Origin of the sequence: Microbacterium imperiale, assembly GCF_017876655.1 — a bacterium.
Taxonomy (GTDB): domain Bacteria; phylum Actinomycetota; class Actinomycetes; order Actinomycetales; family Microbacteriaceae; genus Microbacterium; species Microbacterium imperiale.
This window is the reverse complement of record NZ_JAGIOK010000001.1, coordinates 2267592-2288730: the sequence shown is the minus strand read 5'-3', so window position 1 is coordinate 2288730 and position 21139 is coordinate 2267592. Positions and strand designations below refer to the sequence as shown.

The window sequence follows — 21139 nt, the reverse complement described above, 5'->3', positions numbered from 1 at the left end:
TACGCCACCCGATCCGGCGCAGCACGTGCCATAGCGTCTGGCTCGTGCTCCCCTTCCTCCTCCGCCGCCTCGGCCTCGCCGTCGCCACGATCTTCCTGGTGGTGACCGTCGGCTTCGTCCTCGGGCGACTCACCGGCGCGCCCGGGGCCCTGCTCCTGCCCGACAACGCCTCGCCCGCCGAAGTGGACGCCCTCAACGCCAGCCTCGGGTTCGACCGCCCCATCGTGCTGCAGTACCTCGACTTCCTCGGCGGGCTCTTCGTCGGCGATTTCGGGGACTCGTACCGGCGGCACGAGTCAGCGCTCGGACTCGTCCTCGAGCGGGTGCCCGCGACCGTCGAGCTGGCCTTCTGGGCCTTCGTGGTCGGGTTCGCCCTCGCCCTCGCCGCAGCGCTCGCCATCCAGCTGACGGGCAGCCGCCTGCTCCGGGCGATCGCGGGCTGGAGCGGCGCGATCCGTCAGTCGGTCCCCGACTTCTTCTTCGCCCTGCTGCTCGTGCTCGTGTTCTCCGTGCTGCTGGGGGTGCTGCCCTCGCTCGGACGCACGAGCCCCGCCAGCCTGGTGCTGCCGGTCATCACGCTCGCGACCGGCCAGTTCGTGATGTACCTGCGACTGCTGGATGCCGCTTTGAGCGAGCAGGCCGAGCAGGACTACGTCCGCACCGCCTTCGCCCAGGGCCGCAGCCGCGCCGCGATCCTGCTCACCCAGATGCTCCCCAATGCGCTGGCCCCCGTCCTGGGCATGGCCGGGCTGAACCTCGGCGGCCTGCTCGGGGGCACGGTCGTGGTCGAGGTGGTCTTCGCCTGGCCGGGCCTGGGCAGCTTGCTCACCGACGCGGTCAGCCAGCGCGATTTCCCGATCGTGCAGGCCGGCCTGCTCTTCGTCGCGGTGATGTTCGTGCTCGTGAACACCCTCGTCGACGTCCTCGTCTCCCGCATCGACACCCGGACGGCTCACTCATGACTCTCACGCCCGTCACCCCCGCACCCGTCACCGCCGCTCCCCGGGACGCCGCGTCGACCGCCCGCACCCCGCGCCTGCAGCTGCGACCGTCGGCCGCGATCGGCTTCGCCATGGTCGGCGCGGTGATCGGCCTCGCGGCGCTGCGCCCGCTCCTGCCCGGCTTCGACCCGATGGGTCAGGACCTCTCGCGCGCGCTGCTGCCGCCGTTCACCGACGCGGCGCATCCGCTCGGTACCGATCCGCTGGGGCGCGACCTGCTCAGCCGGGTCGCCCTGGCCTCGTCGGTGACTCTCGGCATCACCCTGGCCATCGTCGTCCTCAACGCCCTCATCGGCACGACGGTCGGCATCGTCTCGGGATACTTCGGGGGCCGACTCGAGGCCGGACTCACGGTCGTGTCGAACACCGTGCTCGCGATGCCGGTCGTGCTTCTGCTGATCGCCATCTGCGCCGTCGTCTCGCCGAGCGCGGGCCTGACGATCCTCGTCGTGGGGTGCACCTGGTGGGTGGGCTACGCCCGCGTCACCCGCAACATCGCCGCAGCGCTGCGCCGGCAGGACTTCGTCGTGGCACCGCTCACCCAGGGGGCCGACACGTTCTGGACCCTCACCCGCCACGTGGTGCCGAACGTATGGCCGCACACGCTCATCATCGCCGCGACCGACATCGCGACGATCGTGCTCATCGAGGCGTCGCTCGAATACCTCGGCCTCGGGGTGCAGCCGCCGACGCCCAGCTGGGGCGCGATGATCTTCGACGGCCAGAAGTACCTGTCAACCGACCCGTGGCTCGTGATCCTCCCCGGTCTCGTGATGTTCCTCGCCGTCGCCGGTGCGCAGTTCGTCAGTCAGCAGTTCACCGCGGAGGCGCGCGGCGCCCTGCTGCACAAGGGAGGCCGGCGATGACCGCAGTTCTCACGATCGACGACCTGTCGCTCGAGGCCGTGACGCCCGGCGGCATCCGTCCCCTCGTCTCCGGGGTCTCCCTCGAGGTCGAGCGGGGACGCGCACTCGGGATCGTCGGCGAATCGGGGTCGGGCAAGAGCCTGACGATGCTCGCCACGATGGGGCTGCTGCCCGAAGGCGTGCGGATCGCGGGCGGGCGGATTCGTCTCGACGGACGAGACGTCACCGCGCTCAGCGACCGGGAGCTGCGCTCGACGCGGGGCCGGGTGGCCGCGATGATCTTCCAGGACCCGATGTCGTCGCTCAATCCGCTGCGCGCGGTCGGCGCCCAGGTGGCCGACGCCGTCCGCGTCCACGCGCCGGGCCTCGGCCGCGCCGGTGCCCGGCGACGTGCCGTGGAGCTGCTCGCGTCGGTCGGCGTCCGCAACGCCGCCGAGCGGGCAGCGTCGCGCCCGCACCAGTGGTCGGGCGGGATGCGGCAGCGCGCGATGATCGCGATGGCGATCGCCCACGACCCGCTGCTGCTCATCGCCGACGAGCCGACGACGGCGCTCGACGTCACCGTGCAGGCGCAGGTCATGGCCCTGCTCGACGAGGTCCGGGAGCGCACCGGATCTGCGCTGGCGCTCATCACGCACGACCTCGGCCTCGTCGGCGAGCACACCGATGACATCGCGGTCATGCGGGCCGGGCGCATCGTCGAGCGTGGCACCACGTCGGGTGTGCTCTCCGCTCCGGCCGAGGCGTACACGCAGCGGCTGCTCGCCGCGATCCCCTCGGCCCACGAGGCACCGGAGCGGCCGGCGCGCGCCGCCGCGGCATCCGAGGTCGCGTTGGCGGTCACCGACCTCGTCGTCGAGTACCCCGGTCGGCGCCGCCAGTCCGTGCGTGCCGTCGACGGCGTCTCGCTGCAGATCCGAGCGGGCGAGACGCTCGCCGTGGTCGGCGAGTCCGGCTGCGGCAAGTCGTCGCTCCTGCGCGCCATCCTCGGGCTGACCCCCGCCGCTTCGGGCAGCATCTCGATCGCCGGGCAGACGGCGGCCCCGGCGATCGCGGGACGCTCGGCAGCCGAACGGGCCCGCGCGCAGATCGTCTTCCAGGACCCGTCCTCCGCCCTCGACCCGCGCCTGAGCGTCGCCGGTTCCGTGGCCGAGCCCCTGCGCGTGCGGCACGCCTATTCCGCCGCGCGCGTGCGCGAACTGCTCGCGGGCGTCGGCCTCGACGCGTCGTTCGACGAGCGCTTGCCTCGCCGGCTCTCGGGCGGGCAGCGGCAGCGCGTCGGCATCGCCCGAGCCCTCGCCCTCGACCCCGCGCTCGTGCTCCTCGACGAGCCGGTCTCGGCCCTCGACGTGTCGATCCAGGCTCAGGTCCTCGACCTCCTGCGCGACCTGCAGCGCGAGCACAGCCTCGCGTACCTCTTCGTCTCGCACGACCTCGGCGTGGTGCGCGGCATCGCCGACCGCGTCGTCGTGATGCAGGGCGGCCGCATCGTCGAGGAAGGCCGCACCGAAGACGTGTTCACCGCCCCGCAGCATCCCTACACCCGCACCCTGCTCGACGCCATTCCCCGACTCACCGCTCGAAAGGCACTCACATGACCCGTTCCGCCACCCGCCGGGCTCTCGCCGGCGGCTCGTTCCTCACCCTCGGAGCCCTGGTGCTCGCCGGCTGCGCCGGAGGCTTCGACGAGCCGTCCGGATCGGCCTCGGGGTCCGCGCAGACCGCCATCACCGCAGCGCTCCCGACCGATCCGACGTCGATGGACCCGATCCGCTCGGGTGCGCTCGTGGTGCTGTCGGTGTTCTTCCACACCCACGACCAGCTCGTGAAAATCACCGCCGAGGGCGAGATGGAGCCCAAGCTCGCGACGGAATGGACCGCGAACGCCGACCTGACCGAGTGGGAGTTCGCGTTGCAGCCCGACGTCACCGCCAGCAACGGCGAGGAGATCACCGCCGACGACGTCGTCTTCTCGTACGAGACGATCCTGGGTGACCCGACGGGCGAGAACTACGCCTACCTGTCATCGGTCGAGCGGGTCGAGAAGGTCGACGACCTGACCGTACGGTTCGGGCTGAAGCAGCCGTTCTCGGCGTTCCCCCGCAACACGTCGCTCATCTCGATCGTGCCGGCCGACACCTATCAGGAGATGGGGCCAGACGCGTACGCCCGCGAGCCGATCGGTTCGGGCCCGTACGTGTTCGAGCGCATCACCCCGGGCGTGACCTACGACCTCGTGCGCAACGAGGACTACTGGGGTGAGGCGCCGGCGATCGAGACGATCTCGCTGCAGCCGGTCTCGTCGGCCGAGTCGCGCGCGAGCGGCGTGCTCTCGGGCGACCTCGACGTCGCGCAGATCGGTCCGACGCAGGTGTCGAGCATCGAGTCGGCCGGCAACGCGCAGGTGTTCTCGGCGCTCTCGAACGGCGTGGTCTTCCTCGGCGCCAACTCGACCGCGGGAGCGCTGCAGGATGTCCGCATCCGCGAGGCCATCGGCCATGCCATCGACACCGACGCGATCGTGGAGTCGCTGCTGGCCGGCCTCGCCGAACCGGCGAAGGCGATGCTCGCCCCGGCGGTGGAGGGCTACACCGACGACGTCGAGGCGATCGGCTACGACCCCGAGGCGGCACGCGCCCTGCTGGCCGAGGCGGGCTACGACGGTACGCCCATCCCGTTCGACTATGCGACCGACGGCCGCATCCCGCTCTCGAGCGAAGTGGCCCAGAGCATCCAGGGCTACCTCGAGACCGTCGGCATCGCCGTCGAGATGCGCGGAGCCGACCAGCAGAGCCACACCCTCAAGGTGCGCGGCCGGGAGATGCAGGGCATCTACCTGAACACCTGGGCGCCCTCCACCCTCGACGGCGACCTGCCGCTGACCGACTTCTACGAGCCGGCCGGCAACAACAACTACGCTCAGGACCCGATGACGACGCAGCTCGCCGAGCGCCAGCGCGGCGTGGAAGGCGCCGAGCGCGAGGACGTCTTCGCCGAGCTGCTCGACTACAGCAACGCCCAGGTCTACTTCGTCCCGCTGTACGTGCCCGCCAACAACTTCGCCGCCGGGGCGTCGCTGCAGTGGACTCCCCGCGCCGACGGCCTGTACGACTTCACCGAGACGAGCTTCGAATGACCCGCACCATCCTCACCCGCGTCCGCCCCTGGGGCGGCGCACCGGCCGACGTGATCGTGGACGGCGGCGCCATCACCGGCGTCGCCGCCCCCGGCGCGGCCGACACGACGTCGGCGACCGTCGTCGACGGGCGCGACCGCATCCTGCTGCCCTCCTTCGCCGATGTCCATGTGCACCTCGACTCGACGCGGATCGGCCTGCCGTTCCGCCCCCACACGGGATCGCCGGGGGTGTGGGGCATGATGCTCAACGACCGCCGCAACTGGCGGCACGCCGAGGCGCCGATCGAGGCGCGGGTCGCGACGACGCTCGAGCGCGCCATCGCCCGCGGCACCACCGCTGTGCGCACCTACGCACAGGTCGACACGGATGCCGGGCTCGAACGCCTCGACGCCGTGCTGACCGTCCGCGAGGCCAACGCCGGGCGCTGCGACGTCGAGGTCATCGCCTTCCCGCAGGCGGGCCTGCTGCGCGAGGCGGGCTCGGCCGACGTCCTGGATCAGGCGATGGCCCGGGGCGCCGATGTCGTCGGCGGCATCGACCCCTGCGCGCTCGACCGCGATCCGGTGCGCCACCTCGACATGGTGTTCGGCATCGCCGAGAAGTACGCCGCGCCCATCGACATCCACCTGCATGAGCCCGACCAGCTCGCACGCTTCTCGACCGAGCTGATCATCGAGCGCACGCGCGCGCTCGGGATGCAGGGCCGCGTCACGATCTCGCACGGCTACGGGCTCGGCCGGCTGCCCGAGGCGCAGCTGCGTCCCCTGCTCGACGAGCTGCGCGACCTGGACATCTCGATGGCCACGATCGCTCCGCCGACGCCCCTGCCGACCCTGATGCTCGCCGAGTACGGCATCCGCCTCGGGCTCGGCCAGGACGGGCAGCGCGACTACTGGTCGCCGTACGGCAACACCGACATGCTCGACCGCACCTGGCAGCTGGCGTTCACGAACGGGTTCCGCCGCGACGAGGACATCGAGCACTGCGTCGCGATCGCGACCGTCGGAGGCCGCGCCGTCATGGGTCGCGCCGCCGGGCTCGCGGGCGCGGGCGACCGTCCCGGCCTGCAGGTCGGCGACCCCGCCGACCTCGTGCTCGTCGCCGGCGACACCGTGACGGCGGCGGTCATGGACCGCTCCCCCGACCGCACCGTGCTCTATCGCGGCGTCGTCGTCGCCGACGGGCTCGAGCTCACCGGCGAGGTCGCCGCGTGACGCTGCTGCTCGGGGCCTCCGAGCTGGAGTCGCTCGTCGACCGCGACGCCACGCTCGAGGCGGTGGCACGCGCCTTCGCCGAGATCGCCGACGGCGGCGCCCACCAGCCCGCGCCCACATCGATGGCGACCCCCGGCGACTCGGGGCGGTACATCCTCATGGCGGCCGCCTCGGATGCGACGGGCCTGGCGGGGGTCAAGCTGCTCGCCGACGTGCCCGACAACGCCGCCCGCGACCTGCCGACGCAGCGGTCGATGATCCTCGTGGTCGATCGGGCCGACGGCGCGCCGGTCGCGCTGCTGCACGGCCGCGTGCCCACCCGGGTGCGCACCGCCGCGGCGAGCGCCGTGGCCACGCGCGCCCTCGCCCGCGACGACAGCCGCACGCTCGGGCTGCTGGGCGCCGGAGCGCTCGCGCGCGAGCACGTCCGTCAGCTCCGCAGCGTCCGCCCGTTCGAGCGCCTCGTCGTCTGGTCCCGCTCGGCCGGCACCGTCGCGCGGTTCGCCGGCGATCTCGAGCGAGACGGCGACTGGACGGGCGATATCGTCGCGGCATCCGATCCCCGCGCGGTCGTCGAGGCGGCGGATGTCGTCTGCACCCTGACGCCGTCGGTCGAACCGATCCTCGCCGGCGCGTGGCTGCGGCCCGGGCAGCACCTCAACGTCGTCGGCGCGCGTCCGCGTCCCGACGAGCGCGAGGTCGACGGCGCCGCGCTGGCGCGCTCCTCGGTCTGGGTCGACGACCGCGCGACGGCCGAGACCAAGTCGGGCGACCTGCTGCTCGCCGTCGCCGAGGGTGCTCTCACGCTCGACGACGTCGTCGGAACGCTCGGCGAAGTGCTCACCGGCCGCGCGCGGGGGCGGTCGACCGCCGACGAGATCACCCTCTTCGACTCGGTCGGGATCGGCGCACAGGATGTCGCGGTGGCCGCCGTCCTGCTCGAGGCCGCGAACCGGCGCGGCGTCGGAACGCGCGTCGACCTCAACGCGTGAGCCCGGCGCCACACGCCGGCGCGCGGCCTCAGTCGAGGAACACGTCGGGGTAGAGCGCGTCGTCCGGCGTACCGGGCACCGCGGCGTACCCCGAGAAGTCGGTGACGCCCGCGGCCTCGAGCACGTCCTCCACGATGAGCGTCTGCCCCGTATGGGTCTGCGCGGGCTGCGTGAGAACCGCGTAGGCGCCGTCGGCGTAGATCTCGGGGGTGCGACTGACCGCCATCATCCGTTCGCCGCCGAGCGAGTACTGCACCGCCGCGGTCGCGATCGTCGTGCGCGGCCACAGCGTGTTCGCCGCGATGCCCTCCGCGGCGAACTCGGCGGCGATCCCGAGGGTCGCCATCGTCATGCCGTACTTCGCGAGCGTGTACCCCGTATGTGCGCCGAGCCACCGCGGCGACAGGTTCAGCGGCGGCGACAGCGAGAGGATGTGCGGGTTGGCGGCTTCGCGCAGGATCGGCAGCGCCGCCCGCGACAGCAGGAAGGTCCCGCGGACGTTGACCGCCTGCATCAGGTCGAACCGCTTGGTCGCGAGCTCGAGCGTGCCCGACAGGTCGATGGCCGAGGCGTTGTTGACCACGATGTCGATGCCGCCGAACTCGCCCTGCGTCTTGAGCACAGCCTCGGTGATGGAGTCCTCGTCGCGCACGTCGCCGACGATCGGCAGCGCCCGTCCGCCCGCTTCCTCGATGGCGGCTGCGGCGGTGTGCACCGTGCCCTCGAGCTTGGGGTGCGGCTGATCGGTCTTTGCCAGCAGCGCGATGTTCGCGCCGTCGCGGGCGGCGCGCAGGGCGATCGCCAGGCCGATGCCGCGGCTTCCTCCCGACATCAGCAGAGTCTTGCCGGCGAGCGGCTGGGGATCGGTCACGGCTTCTCCTCGGGGCGGGGACGGCGGGTGGATGCGGCGGCGAACGCGTCGATGCGCACGCGCGCCTCGTCGGTGTCGAAACGCGCGCCGATGGTGCGCGCCTCGTCCTCGAGGCTGTCGGCGAACGGGCGCTGCCCACCGGCGCGCACCAGGCGCTTGGCCTGACCGAAGGCGGCGGTCGCTCCCGCGAGCCAGGAGGCGGCGATCGCGTTCGCGCGGGCCGCTGGATCGGGGTCGACCTCGGTCACGAGCCCCCAGTCACGGGCGGTCTCGGCATCGAGGGAGGTGTCGTGCAGCAGCAGCTGCAGAGCGCGACGTTGACCCACGGCCGCGGGCAGCAGCGTCGAGACGCCGAGGTCCGGCGTGAGGCCGATGTTGGCGTATTTGCTCACGAACACCGCTGAGGGCGAGCTGACGACGTAGTCGGCGACGAGCATGATGCCGAGCCCGCCTCCGGCGACGGCCCCCTGCACGGCCGCGACGATCGGCACGGCGCTCGCGGTGAGCGCGGTGATGCCGTCGTTGATCACCCCGGCCATCTCGGTCACCTCGCGTCCACCCAGGCCGGACGTCGACATCGACACGACATCGCCGCCGGCGCAGAACGCACGCCCGGCCGCGTCGAGGACGACCGCTCCGATCGTCTCGTCGGCGGCCACCTCGGTCGCGACCTGCCGCCATCGCTCCGCCATCTCGGCATCGACGGCGTTCAGCGAGGCGGGTCGGTTCAGCGTGATGCGGGCGAGGGCTCCCTCGCGGCTCAGCAGGACGGTGTCGCTCATCGGTCTCCTCGTGGGGGTCGGGCGGCGGCGGGTGGCGGGACGCTCGTGCGGCGCGGCGTCAACGCGGCGCCATCCGGATCGCCCCGTCGAGGCGAATGGTCTCGCCGTTGAGGTAGTCGTTCTCGACGATGTGGACCGCCAGGTCGGCGAACTCCTCGGGGGCACCCAACCGCTGCGGGTAGGGCACCTGCTGACCGAGTGACTGCTGGGCGGCATCCGCAAGTCCCGCCATCATCGGCGTCTGCATGATCCCCGGCGCGATCGTGCAGACGCGGATGCCGTGGCGCGCCAGCTCACGGGCGATCGGCAGGGTCATGGCGTGCACCGCCCCCTTCGACGCCGCGTACGCGGGCTGGCCGATCTGGCCGTCGAAGGCCGCCACGGATGCCGTGTTGACGATGACTCCGCGGTCTCCCGAGGTCGTGGGCTCGGTCCGCGCCATGGCCGCCGACGCCTGCGCCAGGACGTTGTAGGTGCCGACGAGGTTGATGCGTACGACGCGCTCGAAGTCGGCGAGCGGGGTGGGCTCGCCGTCGCGGCCGAGCACCTTCGCCGGCGGAGCGATCCCCGCGCAGCTGACGACGATACGCAGGGGCGCGGCTGCGGCGGCGACATCGACGGCCGCCGCGACCTCGGCGGCGTCGGTGACATCGGCCGGGGCGAAGGCGCCGCCCACCTCTGCGGCGACGGCAGCCCCGGCGGAGCCGGGCAGGTCGACGACCGTGACGCGCGCGCCCCGGGCCGCTAGGCGCCGCACCGTGGCAGCGCCCAATCCGCTGGCGCCGCCCGTGACGAGGGCGGAGGTTCCCGCGATCTGCATGTGTTCTCCCTCGAACTCGCCCCTCCACCCTAGAACGACCCTGCGCCGAGGCGGGAACAGCCCAGGGCCGAATCGCCCCGACGCATCTGGCCTACTATCGATCGCTGTGGAACGAGACGTGACCTGGCGCATCGAGAGCGTGCCGTACACCGACCCGCGGGCGCGGGCACTGCGGCGCGAGCTCGACGCCGACCTCGGTGCGCGCTACGACGGCTTCCACGGCGACGAGCCCGAGGAACGGCGTCGCGCCCGCGCGCGAGCGCTCGCGACGCACGCCGACCAGATCGTCGCGACCCTCATCGCCCTCGTCGGAGACGCACCCGCGGGCCACGTCATCGTGCGGCGGCTCGGCGACCAGTGGGAGGTCAAGCGTCTGATCGTGCTGTCCGCGTTCCGCGGCCGCGGGATCGCCCGAGGGCTCATGACCGCGGCCCTCGAGGCCGCGCGCGACGACGGCGCCGACCGGGTCATCCTGCAGACCGGCCTGCAGCAGCCCGAGTCGATGGCGCTCTACGCGTCGATGGGCTTCACCCGCATCCCCGTCTACGAGCCGTACGTCGAGACGATGCCGCGATCGGTCTGCTTCGCCCGCGACGTCTGACGCCAGCGGCCCCGAGTCCGGCGGGACTCGGGGCCGCACATCAGGCGCCGGGGATCAGCGGACGTCCTGGTCGACCCAGTCCATCGACTTCGTCACGGCCTTCTTCCACAGTCGCAGCTGGCGCTCGCGCTCCTCGACGTCGTCGTTCGGCGTCCAGCGCTTGTCCTCCTGCCAGTTCGCCCGCAGCTCGTCGAGGTCGTTCCAGAACCCGACCGCGAGCCCGGCGGCGTAGGCCGCGCCCAGCGCCGTCGTCTCGGCGACGACCGGACGCACCACGGGAACGCCGAGGATGTCGGCCTGGAACTGCATCAGCGTGTCGTTGGCGATCATGCCGCCGTCGACCTTGAGCTCGGTCAGGTCGACGCCGGAGTCGGCGTTGACGGCATCCAGCACCTCGCGCGTCTGGAACGCCGTCGCCTCGAGCGCGGCGCGAGACAGGTGCCCGCGGTTGGCGTAGCGCGTCAGGCCGACGATCGCGCCGCGGGCGTCGGGACGCCAGTACGGCGCGTACAGACCCGAGAACGCGGGCACGAAGTACACGCCGCCGTTGTCCTCGACCGACAGCGCCAGCTGCTCGACCTCGGGAGCGGTGCTGATGATGCCGAGCTGGTCGCGCAGCCACTGGATGAGCGAGCCCGTGACGGCGATCGAGCCTTCGAGGGCGTAGTGGGTGGGTCCGTCGCCGAGCTTGTAGCCGACGGTCGTGAGCAGTCCGTTCTCGGACTTCACGATCTCGGTGCCGGTCTGGAAGATCAGGAAGTTCCCGGTGCCGTAGGTGTTCTTGCTCTCGCCCGCGTCGAACGCCGCCTGGCCGAACGTCGCCGCCTGCTGATCGCCGAGGATGCCCGCGACGGGCGTCTCACGCAGCAGCGACGTCTCGCGCGCCTCGCCGTACACCTCGCTCGACGAGCGGATCTCCGGCATCATCGAGCGCGGCACACCGAAGTCGGCGAGGATGTCGTCGCGCCACTCGAGGGTGTGCAGGTCCATGAACAGCGTCCGTGAGGCGTTCGTCACGTCGGTCGCGTGCACGCCGCCGGCGGGGCCGCCGGTGAGGTTCCACAGCACCCAGGTGTCGGTCGTGCCGAAGATGAGGTCGCCGGCCTCGGCCTTCTCGCGCGCCCCCTCGACGTTCTCGAGGATCCACACGATCTTGGTGCCCGAGAAGTAGGTCGCCAGCGGCAGCCCGACGATGTCCTTGTACCGCTCGACGCCGGCGTCGCCCGCGAGCCGGTCGACGATCGACTGCGTGCGGGTGTCCTGCCACACGATGGCGTTGTAGATCGGGATGCCGGTGTTCTTGTCCCACACCACGGCGGTCTCGCGCTGGTTGGTGATGCCGATCGCGGCGATGTCGTGACGCGTCAGATTGGCGCGACCGAGCGCGATACCGATGACCTCGCGCATGTTGTCGCGGATCTCGATCGGGTCGTGCTCGACCCAGCCGGCCCGCGGCATGATCTGCTCGTGCTCCTTCTGGCCGACGGAGATGATCGATCCCTTCTTGTCGAAGATGATCGCGCGGCTGGAGGTCGTGCCCTGGTCGAGGGCGATGATGTAGTCGGTCATGAGTGACGTCCTTGTCTGTTCGGGGTTCGGTTCAGGCGAGGTTGAGCAGGACGGGAGCAGCGAGTGCCGCGAGCGTACCGCCGATGAGGGGTCCGACGACGGGGACCCACGCGTACGACCAGTCGCTCGACCCCTTGCCCTTGATGGGCAGCACCGCGTGGGCGATACGCGGACCGAGGTCGCGGGCCGGGTTGATCGCGTATCCCGTCGGTCCACCGAGCGACGCGCCGATGCCGACCACGAGCAGGGCCACGGGCACGGCGGTGAGCGGCCCGAGCGCACCCGGCGTGCCGATCTCGATGTCGCCGTAGTCGGCGAACGCGAAGATGACGAAGACCAGCACGAAGGTCGCGATGACCTCGGTCACGAGGTTCGAGGCGTAGGAGCGGATCGCCGGGCCGGTCGAGAACACACCCAGCTTCGCGCCGGGGTCGGGCTCGGCGTCGAAGTGGTCGCGGTACACCAACCAGCACAGCACGGCGCCGACGAAGGCGCCGACGAACTGCGCGGCGATTGCGACGAGGAACTGCGCGAAGCCGATCTTGGCCGCCACGAGCAGCCCGATCGAGACGGCGGGATTGAGCTGCGCTCCCGAGTACGACGAGACCAGCACACCCGCGAACACCGCGAGGCCCCAGCCCCAGTTGATCATCAGGGTGCCGCCGCCGAAGCCCTTCGACTTGGCGAGGATGACATTGGCCACCACGCCGCCGCCGAGCAGGAGCAGCATCGCCGTCCCGACGAGCTCCGACACGAAGTAGAGCCCGAGGTTGATGTCTTGCATGTCAACATTGACCTTTCTGCAGGATCACGCGCGCGACGACGCGCCGCGATGAGAAGTGGCCTGAACGGATGCCGGCGTCAGGCCGCGCCGGGGCTGGGGTCAGCCGCCGTCACGCTCCCGTCGGAGCGAGCGACGACGTCGTGACGTCGATGCGGTGCCGGGTCAGCAGCGTGGTCGCCGCGTCGTGCACCTGGGCCTCGACCGCGTCGCGGTCCCACCCGAGCACGGGTGCGGCGGCTTCGGCGACCTCGGTGAGGGTCTCGGTCGTCACGCCGCCGACGAAGGCGATGTGCGTCCGGCGCAGCAGCAGGTCCAGCAGCGACACGACCTCCTCGCGCTCGGCGAGGAACGCGATCTCCTCGGCGGAGTAGCCGGGTGCGTGCGGGAGCGACTGCTGCGTCACCGGCAGCGCTGCGAGCACCTCGGCGGCGTACGTGCCATAGCGCTCCAGCATCCGATCGGCGATCTCGCGGGAGTGCGCACCGCGGTGAGCGTCGAGCCATGCGGACCGCTCGGCGTCGCTGCGCGGATAGCCGGCGCCGCCGCCGATCGCGAGGTCGGTCGTGTCGACCCGGCGCTGTCGCCCGAGCAGGCTCAGCACGTCGGTCGACAGGTGCTCGGCGAGTGCGCGGAAGGTCGTCCACTTGCCGCCGACGAGGCTGAGCACCGGGACGCCGCCCAGGTCTCCCCGCTCGATCCGGTAGTCGCGCGACACGAAGCCGGGGGCGAGGTCGTCGTGGCGGGGCAGCGGCCGGATGCCCGAGAAGGTGTACACGATCTGCGAGCGATCGACCGCCAGATCCGGGAAGACCTGCGCGATCAGGTCGAAGAAGTAATCGATCTCGTCATCGGTGCACACCGTCGACTGCGCCGGGTCGGCGTCGATGTCGGTCGTCCCGACCATGACGCGCCCCTTGAGCGGGTAGATGAGGACGATGCGGCCGTCGGCGGCCTCGAAGAAGATCTCGTTGCCCCGGGTCGCTTCGAGCAGCGCCGGGTTGTCGAGGACGATGTGCGAGCCCTTCGTGCCGCCCATGTACCGGGACGGGGCGCCGAGCGCGGTGTTCGTGATGTCGGTCCACGGGCCGCTCGTGTTGATCACGACGTCGGCGGTGAAGGGGAACTCCTCGCCGGTGACGTCATCGCGGATGACGACCGCCGAGCCCTCCGCCCCGACGACCGGTGCGTAGTTGGCAGCGCGCGCGGACTCCTCGCGCCCGCCGTCGCGCAGCACGTCGAGGGCGATGCGCTCGGGGTCGTGCATCGAGGCGTCGAAGTAGGTGGCGGTGTAGCGGAAGCGCTCGTCCAGCTCGGGGAACTCGCGCCGCGACGCTCGGCGTCCCCGGAAGCTGTGACGCGGCACGGCGCCGCCGTCGCGCGAGAAGGTGTCGTACATGATCAGGCCGAGCTTGATCAGCAGTGCGCCGCGCTCGCGGGGCTTGCCGCGGCCGTGCGTCACGAGCAGCCGGAACGGGGCGGCGAGGATGCCCGAGAACGTCCGGTGGATCGGGATGGTCGTCGGCAGCGGCTTGACGAAGTGCGGCGCGTTGCGCACGAGGCGGTTGCGCTCGGTGACGGACTCCTTGACCAGGCGGAACTCGCCGTTCTCGAGGTACCGCACGCCGCCGTGGATCATGTGGCTGGAGGCCGACGAGGCCCCGCTGACGTAGTCGCCGCGCTCCACGAGCGCCACGTCGACACCCTGCAGCGCCAGATCGCGGAACGTCGCGATGCCGTTGATCCCTCCGCCGATGACCAGGACCTCGGCATGCGGGCGGTCGCGCAGGGCTCGGATGTTCGGGCGTGTGGTCGTCGTCGACTCGGTCATCGTGTCTCTCTTCCCAGCGGTCTCTTCTACACTGGGATGCCGCCGCACGGATGCGCAACCGTTGTGAACAAACGTGCGGAACCCGCGGCTCAGTGCACGATCGTGCAGGACGGAGACGGATGAGCGCCGACGCCGAGGCCGATGCCCGCACCCGCGATGCCCTGCACGCCGCGCAGCTGTACTACGTGCAGGACCAGACGATGGATCAGATCGCGGCGGAGATGACGCTCTCGCGATCGTCGGTGTCGCGCCTGCTCGCCCACGCGCGCGAGATCGGGCTCGTCGAGATCACGGTCCATTCGCCGCAGGAGGCGAACTCGGTGGTCGCCCGGCGCCTGGCCGAGCGGTTCGGCATCTCGGTGCACGTGGTGAGCACGCCGCCGCGCTCGACCGACGCCGAACGCCTCGAGCGGACGGCGCGCACCGCGGCGCACGTGCTCGCGTCGACGCTCGATCCGGATGCGAGCATCGGCATCGCGTGGGGTGCGACGGTATCGGCGATCGCCCGCCACCTGCCGACCAAGCGCCTGCACGACTCGCAGATCGTGCAGATGAACGGAGCCGCCAATGAGTCGACCTCGGGCATCTCGTACTCCGGCGCGATCCTCGAACGTTTCGGGCAGGCTTTCGGCACCGATGTGCAGCAGTTCCCCGTGCCCGCGCTCTTCGACGATCCGCTCACCAAGCAGCTGCTGTGGCGGGAGCGGTCGATCCGCCGGGTACTCGACGCCCAATCGCGCGTGCAGGTGTTCGTCTTCGGCCTCGGCTCGCCGCAGGCGGACGTCCCCTCCCATGTCTACGCCGGCGGGTACCTCACCGGCGACGACCTGCGCGGACTGCTGCGCGACGGCGTGGTCGGCGACTGCGCGACGGTCTTCTACCGCCTCGACGGGTCGGCGACGGGCATCGAACTGAACGCCCGCTCGAGCGGTCCGTCGCTCGAGTCGATCCGGCGCATCCCGCGCCGCCTCTGCGCCGTCTCGAGCCTGTCGAAGCTCGATGCGCTCCGCGGCGCGCTCGCGGCGGGCCTGATCACCGAGCTGGTCGTCGAGGAGTCGCTCGCGCGGCGGGTGGCCGAGACCACCGTCGGCTCGCTCTGACGGGTCGGCCTAGGCGGGGCCGAAGATCGGGTGGAACGCCCCGACGGCGAGGGCAACGCCCAGGGCCGTCACCGAGATGGCCAGCCCCGCCGCCATGAGCAGCAGATCGGCGGGGGCCAGGCGCGACGCTCGCGCCCACGTGCGCGGCGTCGGCGCACCGAAAGCGCGGGCCTCCATCGCGGTGGCGAGCGACGATCCGCGGCGGATCGCGAGCACGAACAGGGCGAACGCCATGCCCGCTGCACGGCGGATGCGCCCGGCGTCGGCCACGCCCCGCGCCCGCCGCGCCAACGACAGCGCGCGCCAGTCGTCGGCCAGCAGCCCCAGCATCCGCATCCCGGCCAATCCGCCGATGACGAACCGTGCCGGCAGGCGCAGGATCTGCGCGAGACCATCGGCGAGATCGGTCGGGTCGACCGTGACGAACAGCACGACGGCGGGGAGCCCGATCGCCAGCACGCGAAGCAGCGTCGCCAGCCCCAGCACGAGCGAGCCCTCGCTCACGTGCACGAACAGCCACGAGAAGACCTCCTCACCGCTGCGCTGCCCGTAAAGCGCGATCGTCACCGCCGCCGCGGGCGCCGCGAGCCACAGCGGCGTCGTGCGCACCCAGAACCGCCGCCATCCCAGTCCCGCAGCCAGCAGCAGCGGGAGCTCGAGCACGAGGGCCACCGCGGCCGAGACCGGATCGATCGTGACGACGAGGGGCAACGCGATCAGCAGCGCGGCGACGAGCTTCGCGACCGCGTTGAGCCCGGCCACGCCCCGGCGGCGCTCGGCAGCCGTCGCGTCGGCGCTCACCTCGACGCCTCCGTCGGAAGCCCCGATGCGCGCAGCTCGAACCGCCGAGCAGCGAGCGCCTCGAGCACGGCCTCGTCGTGGGTGATGGCCGCCACGCCCAGCGGCCCGCGGTCGTCGATGCCGTCGCGCAGAGCCGCGATGATCGCGACCAGCTCGCTCCAGGTGCGGGCATCCTGCCCGTAGGTGGGCTCATCGAGCACGACCACACGCGGCCGGGCGGCCAGCATCGCGGCGACCGTCAGGCGCCGCTTCTCTCCGCCCGAGAGCGTGTAGGGGTTCGCCGGCGCGAGCGCCGCCAGACGCAGCCGCTCGAGCAGCTCGTCGACGCGCGCCGCGATCTCGGCGTCGGGAAGGCCGAGCGCGCGGGGTCCCACCTCGAGCTCCTCGCGCACCGTCGCCCGCAGGATCTGATGCTCGGGCTCCTGCAGCACGGTGCCGATGCGGGTCAGCAGGGCCGTCGAGGTCCAGGTACCGGGATCGGCGGGAGAAGCAGCGGGCCCGGATCCGCGGCGGAGCCGGCGACGCGCGCGCGGCGTCAGCGCCGCACCGTCCGCGAGCGCGGACGCGGCGCGCACCGTGCCGCCCAGCGCGGGAATGAGCCCGGCGAGGGTGAGTCCGAGCGTCGACTTGCCGGCACCGTTCGCGCCGACGATGCCGAGCACCTCGCCGCGGCGCACTTCGACATCGAGCGGACCGGCCACCGGCACACCGGGCACCCGGCCCACCACGAGCCCCTCGCCCGAGACCAGCGCGTCACCGCGCGCCGGGGAGCCGTCGAGCGCGGGAGGCAGGGGCGGGAACGGCGGGCGGATGCCGGGCACCCACACGCCCGCCGCGGCGAGTTCCGGCCCGCGTTGCTGCAACACCGTGCGCGGGTCACCGTCGGCGACCACCCCGCCGCCGGGGCCGAGCACGATCACCCGGGTCACCAGCGGCAGCCAGGCCTCGATGCGGTGCTCGATCACGACGAGCGTCGCCCCCGTCGCATCGAGCGCGCGGGCCACGGCATCCCGGACGTCCGTGACTCCGGCGGGATCGAGGTTCGCCGTCGGCTCGTCGAGCAGCACGGCGCCGGGGCGCATCGCCACGACACCCGCCAGAGCGAGGCGCTGCTTCTGCCCGCCCGACAGCGCCGAGGTCGAGCGATCGAGCGGGACGTCGAGGCCCACCGCATCGCGGGCGTCGCGCACGCGCGCCCAGATCTCCGGACGGGGTACGCCGAGGTTCTCGCAGCCGAAGGCGATGTCGTCGCCGACCCGCGCCAGGATGGTCTGGCTGTCGGGGTCCTGCAGCACCAGTCCCGTCCGGCCGCGGGTCGCGGCGGCGGGCTCGCCGTCGACGAGAAGCTGTCCCTGCTGCTCGCCCTCGTCCGCTCCCCCGAGCACGCCGGCCATCCCCTGCAGCAGGGTGGACTTGCCCGAGCCCGATGCCCCGAGCAGCAGCACCCGCTCCCCCGCCTCGATGCGGAACGAGGTGTCGCGCAGCGCCCAGGCGCGCCGGGTGGCGTAGCGCCAGCCCCACCCGCGCGCCTCGATCGTCGCGGGCCGCGGCGATGCCGTCGCCGCCACCGTCAGACGCGCGTCGCCGCTTCTCGCCCGGCGGCGAAGCGGCTGAGCGCGCCCGTTCGCGCGAGGGCGCGCGTGATGAGCCAGGCGCCGAGGCCGGCGATGACGGCTCCCGAGATGGTCGTCGAGGCGATGTACACCGACGTGAACAGCGTGTCGGCGCCGGGGTACCAGAGCACGCGGTCGTTGATGCCGCAGGCCAGGCCGGCGCCGGCGCCGGCCAGCATCGCGACGGGCAGGCGCCACGAGGCGTAGAGGAAGAGCAGGAAGATCAGCTCAGCGCCCAGACCCTGCACGATGCCCGACACGATCGTCAGCGGACCCCACTGGTTGCCGACGAGCGCCGAGATGACGGCGGCCAGCAGCTCGGTGTAGATCGCCGCGCCAGGCTTGCGGATGATGAGCGCGCCGAGCACACCCGCGATCAGCCAGGGACCGGCGAGCAGCCCCTGCACGCCGGGCAGCAGCGGCGAGAGCAGCGCGGACGGGCCCTCGTAGCCGACGTTCCACAGCAGGAAGACGGCCGCGCAGGCGACCCCGATGACGCTCGCGATGACGATGTCGACGACGCGCCACCGGAACCGTCCCGGTGCATCGGGGCGACGATCGGCGGTCTCGGTCGTGGACGCAGCAGTGTGCATGTTCTCTCCTCCCTGCGCCGGCATGATCCGGATCAGGTTCGACGGTCGAAGCGTGGATCGCTTCCTCTCAGCCCGGCTCACCGGACTCCCGTGGTTGTCGATGAAGTATACGTCGCGGCGGCGTTGTACGTTGGGCGGGTGAGTTCTCCCGACGCGTCAGCGACGACGCGTCGAGCCCGGAGGGCTGCCGCCGAGGGGTCGCGCCGCACCGCGCTGGCCTGGGTGGACGAGGATGCCGTCGCCGGCCGCAGTCCGCGCCAGGACCTCGCCGCCTCCGCCGGGCCCTACGCGATCGCGCACGCCGACCTGCTCGCGGACGATCCGCCGCGCTCTCGCCCCGGGCCCGGAGCAGCCGTGCCGGCCCTCGGCATCCCCGCGCTCATCGTCGGGGGCTACGCGGCGGCGACGCTGCTGTGGCCCCTCGACGCCGTCGCCCCCACGGTCCTCCCCGCTCTCGTCGCCGCGCCCGCCGCCACCGCGGCCCAGCCCGCCTGGCCGGCCGACGGCGCCGGGGCGACGGCGGTCGAGGGCCTCGGCGCCACCGCCGCCTCGAGCACCGACCCGGCTTCCATCGCGAGCATCACGAAGCTCGTGACGGCGCTCGTCGTTCTCGACGAGCAGCCGCTGGGCGTCGGCGAACAGGGACCGGAGTACGCGTTCACCGCGGCCGACCGGCGCGACTACCGCGCCTACCTCGCCGACGACCAGTCCGCCCTCGACGTCCCCGTCGACGGTGTCCTCACGCAGTATCAGCTGCTGCAGGGAGTGCTGATCGGCTCAGCGAACAACTACGCCGACCGGCTCGTGTCGGAGCTGTGGCCCAACGACGAGGTCTACGCGCGTGCGGCCAACACCTGGCTCGCGGAGCATGGACTCGACGGGATCACCGTCGTCGATCCCAGCGGGATCGATTCCGACAACACCGCCGACCCGGCATCCGTCATCGCGCTCGGCCGGGCCGCGATGTCGAATCCGGTCGTCGCCGAGATCGTCGGGCAGCGCTCCGTCGACCTGCCCGGCGCCGGCCTGGTCGAGAACACGAACGCGCTGCTGGCGAACCCGGAAGTGGTCGGGATCAAGACCGGCAGCCTCTTCGGCTCGTTCAACCTCGTCGCGGCGCAGGACGCGACCTTCGACGGAACGACCGTCCGCGCGTACGCCGTCGCGCTCGGCCAGCCCGACGACGACACCCGCCACTCCGCCACCGCCGCACTTCTCGAGCGCACCCTCGCCGAGGTCGCGGCATCGCCGAGCCTGTCCGCCGGCACGTTGGCGGGCACCGTCACGACGGCGTGGGGCGCTGCGGCCGACATCGTCACCGATGCGGATGTGCGGGTCGCCCTGTGGAACGCCCAAGCCGCCCAAGCGACACCCGAGATCGAGCTCGGTGACGCCCGCGCCGCCGGGGACGCCGTCGGCGAGCTCGTGCTGACGGGGCCTCTGGGTTCCGCGACGACGACGCTGAAGCTGGCATCCGACATCCCCGACCCGGATGCCTGGTGGCGCCTCAGCCACCCGCTTCAGCTGTGGGGTCTCGCGGACTGACCGACCCGCGCGGGTCAGACGAAGCGAACCGTCTGCTGCAGCCGGGTGCGGACGTCGAAGAGCTCGTTGCCGCCGATCTCGCGCGCACCGGCGACCCCGCGCCGCAGCACGGTCGACAGCGCCGAGCGTCCGACGACCGCGACGACGAGGCCGCGGACGCGGCCCAGCTCGTCGATGGCCTGCGCCACGTCGTCGTCGGGCAGCACGACGATCGCGCCGCTGAACTTCACGCGTGCCGCGCGACCGAGGGCACGCGCCCGCTGCACGAGGGTGGCGACGGGTGCGCCGACGCCGTCGCCGATGAGTTCGCCGCGGCGCGTGCGCACGGGGCTGCCGAAGTCCTCCGACAGCACGGCGTACAGCCCCGAGGGGCCGAGCACCACATGGTCGAGCTTCGCCTCGGGATCGCGCGGATCCGCTGCCACGTCGTGCCACACGGTGTAGCCCATGCCCAGGTCGGCCACGATGCGGGCTGTGGCCTCTTCGGCCAAGGCGTCGGCCAGCAGCCGGCGGATCTCGTGCGGCGCGGTGCGCACCAGGGCGGGGTCGTAGGGGTCGTCGAGCGGCGCCCCGCGTCCGACCCACTCGCGGATCAGGGTCAGGTAGCGCTCGCGACGCCATCCGCCCGGCTGGCCGAACGACCGCGCACGCGGCCGCGTGTCGGCGGGGCGCTGGGGCGGTCGCCAGCCCGGAGCATCCGGCGAGAACGACGGCGCGTCGGCGAAGCCGTGACCGCGGTCGTAGACGGCGCGGGCTTCGCGCGTGCCGACGAGGTCCCACGCGCGCTGGACCTGGACGAACCGGGCCGCGTCGCCGCCGGTGTCGGGGTGCGTCTCGCGCAGGCGCAGCCGGTACGCCCGGCGCAGCTCGTCGTCGTCGACGTCGTGCGCGACCCCGAGCACCTCGTACGCCGATGCGGACAGCGGACTGTCGAACACGAACCCTCCTCACGCCGGCACGCTCCGTTCGGGCGTGGGCGCACAACATCCCGAGACTATTACGGCTCGGCGCGTCCGGGCC

At 72.3% G+C, this 21139-nt stretch carries 19 protein-coding genes and 1 riboswitch; of the genes, 9 read left to right on the top strand and 10 right to left on the bottom strand.

From position 1 onward, the window contains the following. Positions 1 to 44 precede the first annotated feature (44 nt). Genes JOF37_RS15795 through JOF37_RS11180 form a run of 6 tightly spaced genes read left to right on the top strand, consistent with a single transcriptional unit; the run spans position 45 to position 7212 of the window. The gene (locus JOF37_RS15795; RefSeq protein ID WP_210006890.1) at positions 45 to 962 is read left to right on the top strand and encodes an ABC transporter permease; all 918 of its coding nucleotides are present in this window, start codon (positions 45 to 47) and stop codon (positions 960 to 962) included. Beyond that, entirely contained in the window at positions 959 to 1867 is a 909-nt protein-coding gene (locus JOF37_RS11200; RefSeq protein ID WP_210006889.1) for an ABC transporter permease, read from the top strand. Before JOF37_RS15795 ends, JOF37_RS11200 begins: the two co-directional genes overlap by 4 nt. After that, positions 1864 to 3465 carry a dipeptide ABC transporter ATP-binding protein gene (locus JOF37_RS11195; protein WP_210006888.1) on the top strand — a complete coding sequence of 534 codons (1602 nt, stop codon included), beginning with the start codon at positions 1864 to 1866 and terminating at the stop codon, positions 3463 to 3465. The genes JOF37_RS11200 and JOF37_RS11195 overlap by 4 nt, the downstream gene beginning before the upstream one ends. After that, entirely contained in the window at positions 3462 to 5003 is a 1542-nt protein-coding gene (locus tag JOF37_RS11190; RefSeq protein ID WP_210006887.1) for an ABC transporter substrate-binding protein, read from the top strand. Before JOF37_RS11195 ends, JOF37_RS11190 begins: the two co-directional genes overlap by 4 nt. Then, on the top strand, positions 5000 to 6220 hold the full coding sequence (locus JOF37_RS11185) for an amidohydrolase family protein (protein WP_210006886.1): 1221 nt from the start codon (positions 5000 to 5002) through the stop codon (positions 6218 to 6220). Before JOF37_RS11190 ends, JOF37_RS11185 begins: the two co-directional genes overlap by 4 nt. Then, entirely contained in the window at positions 6217 to 7212 is a 996-nt protein-coding gene (locus tag JOF37_RS11180; RefSeq protein WP_210006885.1) for an ornithine cyclodeaminase family protein, read from the top strand. The genes JOF37_RS11185 and JOF37_RS11180 overlap by 4 nt, the downstream gene beginning before the upstream one ends. A gap of 28 nt (positions 7213 to 7240) precedes the next feature. Here JOF37_RS11180 and JOF37_RS11175 read toward each other — a convergent pair whose 3' ends face one another. The 3 genes from JOF37_RS11175 to JOF37_RS11165 are packed head-to-tail and all read right to left on the bottom strand — an operon-like array spanning position 7241 to position 9685. Next, positions 7241 to 8083 (bottom strand): SDR family oxidoreductase, encoded by an 843-nt coding sequence (locus tag JOF37_RS11175; RefSeq protein ID WP_210006884.1) that lies wholly within the window; start codon positions 8081 to 8083, stop codon positions 7241 to 7243. Beyond that, positions 8080 to 8865, bottom strand: a complete 786-nt coding sequence (locus JOF37_RS11170; protein WP_210006883.1) for an enoyl-CoA hydratase/isomerase family protein — start codon at positions 8863 to 8865, stop codon at positions 8080 to 8082. Before JOF37_RS11170 ends, JOF37_RS11175 begins: the two co-directional genes overlap by 4 nt. 58 nt (positions 8866 to 8923) lie before the next feature. After that, entirely contained in the window at positions 8924 to 9685 is a 762-nt protein-coding gene (locus JOF37_RS11165; RefSeq protein WP_210006882.1) for an SDR family NAD(P)-dependent oxidoreductase, read from the bottom strand. Positions 9686 to 9803: 118 nt separating this feature from the next. On the opposite strand from JOF37_RS11165, the gene JOF37_RS11160 reads away from it, so the two are divergent. Next, the gene (locus JOF37_RS11160; RefSeq protein ID WP_271175058.1) at positions 9804 to 10286 is read left to right on the top strand and encodes a GNAT family N-acetyltransferase; all 483 of its coding nucleotides are present in this window, start codon (positions 9804 to 9806) and stop codon (positions 10284 to 10286) included. Positions 10287 to 10340: 54 nt separating this feature from the next. Here JOF37_RS11160 and glpK read toward each other — a convergent pair whose 3' ends face one another. The 3 genes from glpK to JOF37_RS11145 form a co-directional block, all read right to left on the bottom strand. Continuing rightward, positions 10341 to 11855 (bottom strand): glycerol kinase GlpK, encoded by a 1515-nt coding sequence (gene glpK / locus JOF37_RS11155; protein ID WP_210006880.1) that lies wholly within the window; start codon positions 11853 to 11855, stop codon positions 10341 to 10343. 31 nt (positions 11856 to 11886) lie between these two features. Next, positions 11887 to 12639: an MIP/aquaporin family protein gene (locus JOF37_RS11150; RefSeq protein WP_210006879.1), complete on the bottom strand. Its 753-nt coding sequence runs from the start codon at positions 12637 to 12639 to the stop codon at positions 11887 to 11889. Between the two features lie 109 nt (positions 12640 to 12748). Beyond that, a complete protein-coding gene (locus JOF37_RS11145) occupies positions 12749 to 14467 on the bottom strand; it encodes a glycerol-3-phosphate dehydrogenase/oxidase (RefSeq protein ID WP_210006878.1) in 1719 nt (572 codons plus the stop codon). 119 nt (positions 14468 to 14586) lie between these two features. Here JOF37_RS11145 and JOF37_RS11140 point away from each other — a divergent pair, with 119 nt between their 5' ends. Then, on the top strand, positions 14587 to 15567 hold the full coding sequence (locus tag JOF37_RS11140; RefSeq protein ID WP_210006877.1) for a sugar-binding transcriptional regulator: 981 nt from the start codon (positions 14587 to 14589) through the stop codon (positions 15565 to 15567). A gap of 9 nt (positions 15568 to 15576) precedes the next feature. Here JOF37_RS11140 and JOF37_RS11135 read toward each other — a convergent pair whose 3' ends face one another. The 3 genes from JOF37_RS11135 to JOF37_RS11125 all read right to left on the bottom strand — a co-directional run bounded on the left by JOF37_RS11135 (position 15577) and on the right by JOF37_RS11125 (position 18574). Then, positions 15577 to 16368, bottom strand: coding sequence for an energy-coupling factor transporter transmembrane component T family protein (locus JOF37_RS11135; protein WP_210006876.1), 792 nt, complete (start codon positions 16366 to 16368; stop codon positions 15577 to 15579). After that, on the bottom strand, positions 16365 to 17936 hold the full coding sequence (locus tag JOF37_RS11130; RefSeq protein WP_271175057.1) for an ABC transporter ATP-binding protein: 1572 nt from the start codon (positions 17934 to 17936) through the stop codon (positions 16365 to 16367). The genes JOF37_RS11135 and JOF37_RS11130 overlap by 4 nt, the downstream gene beginning before the upstream one ends. A 2-nt stretch (positions 17937 to 17938) precedes the next feature. After that, positions 17939 to 18574 carry an ECF transporter S component gene (locus tag JOF37_RS11125; RefSeq protein WP_210006875.1) on the bottom strand — a complete coding sequence of 212 codons (636 nt, stop codon included), beginning with the start codon at positions 18572 to 18574 and terminating at the stop codon, positions 17939 to 17941. Further along, a riboswitch (TPP riboswitch) is annotated at positions 18567 to 18676 on the bottom strand. Its footprint overlaps the gene before it by 8 nt. A gap of 36 nt (positions 18677 to 18712) precedes the next feature. On the opposite strand from JOF37_RS11125, the gene JOF37_RS11120 reads away from it, so the two are divergent. Continuing rightward, a complete protein-coding gene (locus JOF37_RS11120; RefSeq protein ID WP_271175056.1) occupies positions 18713 to 20119 on the top strand; it encodes a D-alanyl-D-alanine carboxypeptidase family protein in 1407 nt (468 codons plus the stop codon). A 14-nt stretch (positions 20120 to 20133) separates the two neighbouring features. Here JOF37_RS11120 and JOF37_RS11115 read toward each other — a convergent pair whose 3' ends face one another. Further along, a complete protein-coding gene (locus tag JOF37_RS11115) occupies positions 20134 to 21057 on the bottom strand; it encodes a DnaJ domain-containing protein (protein WP_210006873.1) in 924 nt (307 codons plus the stop codon). Positions 21058 to 21139 lie beyond the last annotated feature (82 nt).

What these genes read in the sequence shown, in the direction of transcription:
- JOF37_RS11200 (WP_210006889.1), top strand. Translation starts at nt 959, where the DNA reads ATGACTCTCACGCCCGTCACCCCCGCACCCGTCACCGCCGCTCCCCGG.
- JOF37_RS11195 (WP_210006888.1), top strand. Translation starts at nt 1,864, where the DNA reads ATGACCGCAGTTCTCACGATCGACGACCTGTCGCTCGAGGCCGTGACG.
- JOF37_RS11190 (WP_210006887.1), top strand. Translation starts at nt 3,462, where the DNA reads ATGACCCGTTCCGCCACCCGCCGGGCTCTCGCCGGCGGCTCGTTCCTC.
- JOF37_RS11185 (WP_210006886.1), top strand. Translation starts at nt 5,000, where the DNA reads ATGACCCGCACCATCCTCACCCGCGTCCGCCCCTGGGGCGGCGCACCG.
- JOF37_RS11170 (WP_210006883.1), bottom strand. Translation starts at nt 8,865, where the DNA reads ATGAGCGACACCGTCCTGCTGAGCCGCGAGGGAGCCCTCGCCCGCATC.
- JOF37_RS11165 (WP_210006882.1), bottom strand. Translation starts at nt 9,685, where the DNA reads ATGCAGATCGCGGGAACCTCCGCCCTCGTCACGGGCGGCGCCAGCGGA.
- glpK (WP_210006880.1), bottom strand. Translation starts at nt 11,855, where the DNA reads ATGACCGACTACATCATCGCCCTCGACCAGGGCACGACCTCCAGCCGC.
- JOF37_RS11150 (WP_210006879.1), bottom strand. Translation starts at nt 12,639, where the DNA reads ATGCAAGACATCAACCTCGGGCTCTACTTCGTGTCGGAGCTCGTCGGG.
- JOF37_RS11145 (WP_210006878.1), bottom strand. Translation starts at nt 14,467, where the DNA reads ATGACCGAGTCGACGACGACCACACGCCCGAACATCCGAGCCCTGCGC.
- JOF37_RS11140 (WP_210006877.1), top strand. Translation starts at nt 14,587, where the DNA reads ATGAGCGCCGACGCCGAGGCCGATGCCCGCACCCGCGATGCCCTGCAC.
- JOF37_RS11125 (WP_210006875.1), bottom strand. Translation starts at nt 18,574, where the DNA reads ATGCACACTGCTGCGTCCACGACCGAGACCGCCGATCGTCGCCCCGAT.